The 4,426-nt window shown below is 69.7% G+C and carries 4 protein-coding genes; all 4 read left to right on the forward strand.

Translation table 11 applies throughout. The features are described 5' to 3' along the window. Positions 1-1,080, forward strand: a 1,080-nt coding sequence (locus tag GT354_RS19195; RefSeq protein ID WP_161357526.1) for an ABC transporter substrate-binding protein, incomplete at its 5' end; no start/stop codon positions are given. A 93-nt stretch (positions 1,081-1,173) separates the two neighbouring features. Beyond that, positions 1,174-2,046, forward strand: a complete 873-nt coding sequence (locus tag GT354_RS19200; protein ID WP_161357527.1) for a branched-chain amino acid ABC transporter permease — start codon at positions 1,174-1,176, stop codon at positions 2,044-2,046. 117 nt (positions 2,047-2,163) lie between these two features. Beyond that, positions 2,164-3,291, forward strand: a complete 1,128-nt coding sequence (locus GT354_RS19205; RefSeq protein ID WP_161357528.1) for a zinc-binding dehydrogenase — start codon at positions 2,164-2,166, stop codon at positions 3,289-3,291. A gap of 115 nt (positions 3,292-3,406) precedes the next feature. Next, positions 3,407-4,369 (forward strand): aldo/keto reductase, encoded by a 963-nt coding sequence (locus tag GT354_RS19210; RefSeq protein WP_161357529.1) that lies wholly within the window; start codon positions 3,407-3,409, stop codon positions 4,367-4,369. Positions 4,370-4,426 lie beyond the last annotated feature (57 nt).

A 4,426-nucleotide genomic window follows, 5' to 3' on the forward strand; every position in this document is an offset into this window, starting at 1 on the left:
GGTTCCACCGACGGCGCCATCAAGGTCGGCTCGATCAACGGCGTCACCGGCCTGTTCCAGACCCCCGAGGTGCCGCAGGCGGTCAAGGCCGTCTTCGACGAGGTCAACGCGGCCGGTGGGATCAACGGCCGCAAGCTGGAGTTGATCAGCAAGGACGACGCGATGAACCCGCAGCGGTCCACCGAGAACGCGGTGGAACTCGTGCAGTCCAAGGGCGTGGTCGCCCTCGTCGGCTCCTCCAGCGCGGTGGACTGTGGCGTCAACCGGGCCGGGTACAAGACCGCCAAGATCGTCTCGATCCCCGCCGTCGGGGTGGACCCCGCGTGCTTCTCCAGCCCCGACATCGCGCCGGTCAACCCCGGGCCGTTCAAGCTGCTCACCGCGATGCTCTACTACGCCTCGGAGACGCTGCACCACGACAAGGTCTGCCTGTTCTACACGACCCTGCCCGGCAGCGGCGGCGGCATCGGCGACGCGATCAAGGAGTGGAGCGACCTCACCGGCAAAACCCTCGCCGCGAAGGACACCGCGGTCGGCGAGGGCGACCCGACCCCGCACCTGATCGCCGCCAAGCAGGCCGGGTGTCAGGCCGTGCTCTACAACGCGCAGGTCGGCCCGTGGTTCTCCCAGGCCCAGACCCAGGGCATGCAGAACGTGGACTTCATCATGGGCGCCAACAGCTACACCGACGCCAACGCCAAGCTCGTCCCGGCCGGCATGAACGCCTACGTGGGCACCGAGTGGCAGCCGTACACCGACGTCACCCTGCCCGGCAACGATCGCTGGGCGAAGCTGATGGACAAGAACGGCATCCAGCGCACCGCCTTCAGCCAGGGCGCGGTGATGTCCGCCGACGTGTTCGTCCAGGTGCTCAAGTCGATCAAGGGCGACATCACCCGCAAGACGGTCACCGAGGCGTTCAAGAAGATGACCCCGATCGACTACCCGATGGTCGGCTCCCCCTGGACGTTCGGCCCCGGCGACAAGCACAACCCCGTCGAGGGCAGCCGCTTCGTCAAGGTCGAGAACGGCACATGGAAGGTGCTGCCCGAGGGCTTCGTCGTGCCCGGCAAGAAGTAGCCGCACACCGTTGCGACCCAACCACCGCGGCCCGGCCGCCGCACGCTCGTTCGGGGCGCGCGGCCGGAGCCGTGACCAGGAGGTGAGTGCTCGATGCTGAACTCTGTGATCGCCGGCCTCAGCAGCGGCGGAGGCTACGCGCTGCTGGGCCTGTGTGTCGTCCTGACCTATCGACTGGTCGCCGTCGTGAACTTCGCGATGGCCGCGGTCGGCGCCATGGGTGCCTTCACGATGGTGTCCCTGACCGACGACGGCCTGAACGTGTGGCCGGCGCTGCTGCTGGGCGTCGCGGTCAGCGCGGTGCTGTCCGGAGTCCTGGGCGCGGTGCTGATCCGCTGGTTCGGGGAACACAACGAACGTACCAAGGCCGCCGTCACGGTCGCGGTCTACGTCGCGGTGATGGCGGTCGGCCTGCGGCTGTTCGGCGCCACCTCCACCGGCGCGCGCCGCTTCCCCGAGCCCTTCGACGGTGCGCTGTTTCGAATCGGCGACGTCGTGGTCTCGCAGGCCGTCCTGGTCTCGCTCGTCTTCGCGGCGATCATCACGGTCGGCGTCGAACTGATGCTGCGCAAGACCCTGGTCGGCCTGCGGCTCCAGGCGCTGTCCGAGCGGCCTTCGACGGCGCAGGTCGTCGGCATCTCCGCGCCGCGACTCGCGACCGGGGTCTGGGTGGCGATCGGCGCGCTGACCGCGCTGGTGATCATCCTGGTCGCGCCGCGCCTGGGCGGCGACTTCTCCACGCTGGGCAAGCTGATCGTCACCGCGCTCGCGGTCGCCATGGTCGGTGGCTTTCGCAACCTGCCGCTGACGTTCGCGGGCGGGCTGCTGCTGGGCGCCCTCGAAGGGCTGTCGGCGTCGCTGGATTCGGTACGCGAGTACCGCGGGGTGATCCCGTTCCTGGTGATCCTGGTCCTGTTGTGGTGGCGCAGCCGCCACGAGGTCTGGGACACGGCACACAGCAGGTAGTGGGTTCGGTCGCGCCCGCGTGGGGCGCCTCCGCTTCGGTCGCGCCCGCTTCGGTCGCCTCCGTGTTGGAGGCCGATGTATCAAGACACTCGGAAGACAAGGGATCGGAGCACGTTCATGAGCGCTGTAACCCCGTCGGCACCGGTCGAATCGACCCGCGCCGCGGTCCTGCGCGAGCACGATCGACCGCTGGTCCTGGAGGAGATCGCGTTGCCCGAACAGTGTGACCCGGGGGCGGCGTTGGTCCGGATCCGCTGCGCGACGCTGTGCGCCACCGACGTACATCTGTGGCGCGGGGCGATGACCTTTCCCGGCATGCTGCCGATGGTGCTCGGCCACGAGATGACCGGCACGGTGGAGGCCGTCGGCGCCGGCACCACCGACGCCCTGGGTCGGCCGATCCGGGTGGGCGACCGGATCGGCTGGTCCGAGTCGACGTGCGGCTCGTGTTACGGCTGTACGGTGTTGCGCCGGCCGGTGGCATGCGCCGACCGGGGCTACGGTTTTCGTCAGCGTTCGGACCAATGGCCCTACGCCACAGCCGGGTTGGCCGAGTTCGCCTATGTCGGCCCCCGCGCGGAGAAGGTCCTCGTACCCGACGACGTCCCCGACACGTGGGCCGCGTGCGCGGGGTGCGCGGTCAAGACCGTGCTGCACGCCTTCGACCGCGCCGGTGGGGTACGGCCCGGCGCCAACGTGCTCGTGCAGGGCGCGGGGGCGCTGGGCATCGTGGCCGGCGCGATGGCCAAGGCGAGCGGGGCTCGGTCGGTGATCACGATCGGTGCGCCGAAGGTACGCCTGGACCTGGCCCGCGAGTTCGGCGCCGACCTGACCCTGAGCCTGGACGAGGACCGCGACGCGCGGCGGGAGGCGGTGCTCGGCGCGACGCAGGGGCGGGGGGCGGATCTGGTACTGGATCTGGCGGGTGCGCCGGGGGTGGGCGCGGAGGCGATCGACCTGGCGGCGTTCGGGGGGACGTTCGTGGTCGTGGGCAGCACCGGGCCTGCGCCGGAGCGGTTGTCGCTGGGGACGGTCATGGGCAAGGAACTCAATGTCGTGGGGTCGCTCAACGGGGATGTGGGCGACTACTACCGGGCCGTGGAATTCCTGCGCGACTTCTGCGATCGGTTCGCGTGGGACCGGCTGTTCTCGGCGCCGGTGGGACTGTCGGGGGCGAGTGACGCTCTCGCGGCGATGGGGCGGCAGGAGCAGGTCAAGGCGGTCGTGCATCCGTGGCTGCCGTGAGGGGAGCGGCGGCGCGGTGTCGGCGTGATGGCCCTCGGGCCGTCGGCGCTGTCGAAAAGACTGCCTTCTCGTGTCTCATTTCTCATGTCTCAAGGAAAAGGAAGAAGAGAATCGGATGAGCGACATCACCGTTCCGCGACGTCGGTTGGGCACGGTCGGGCCGCAGGTGCCCGTGCTGTCGCTGGGGTCGTGGCACACCTACGACCGGATGGACTTTCACGACGCGGTCGACATGGTCGGCTACGCGGTCGAGTCGGGCATCGATCTGTTCGACGTCGCGGTGTACGGCATTCCGGGGCAACCGCCGGTGTTCACCGACGTGTTGTTCTCGGCGATCGTGCGGGCGGCGGGGCTGGCCCGCGCGGACTACCTGCTGTCGACGAAGGTGTGGTTGGAGGGCTATCCGGAGCAGTCCTTGCGTGAGCAGGTGGAGCGCGCGATGTTCCGGGTCGGCGCCGACCACGCCGACCTCGCGATCCTGGGCGACATCCGCTCGCCGGACCTCGACCTGGAGCAACTCGCCGGTGATCTGGCCGACTTGGAGCGGAGCGGGCTGATCGGGCATTGGGGCGTGAACAACTGGTCGGCGGAGGCGATCACGACGATCCGCGGATACGCGGTCGCCGCCGGGTCGGCCGGGCCGCAGGTGGCGCAGCTCAAGTACAGCCCGTGCCGGCGCTCGATCGCCGACGGTGCGCCGTTCGCCGAGCTGTTCTCGGCGGGTCTGTCGATGCAGGCGTCCGACGTGTTGGAGGGCGGGATCCTGGCCGGCAAGGTCGCGCCGGCGCGGCAGATCGGTCGCGATCCGGGGGGCGTGCGGGAGCGGATCGTCGCCGCTTCGGCGGGGGTCGCCGCGTTGGCCGAGGAGTTGGGGGCGACTGCGGCGCAGGTGTGCGTGGCGTTCACGTTGACGCATCCGGCTACGGCGAACGTGTTGTTCGGGGCGAGTCGGCGGGAGCAATTGGTCGAGAACATGGGGGCGTTGCGGGTGCTTGATCGCGTGGGCGCGGGTGAGTTGCGGGCGCGGCTTGCGCCGTTTTGGGTGGACGGGGATGTGGTGTCCCCTTCGGGTCCTTAGGCGGGGTTGGGGGTGGCCTCATGTGCCGGCTGGGCTGGTTTTGATCCCACCCGCCCA

Origin of the sequence: Streptomyces sp. SID3343, assembly GCF_009865215.1 — a bacterium.
Lineage (GTDB): Bacteria > Actinomycetota > Actinomycetes > Streptomycetales > Streptomycetaceae > Embleya.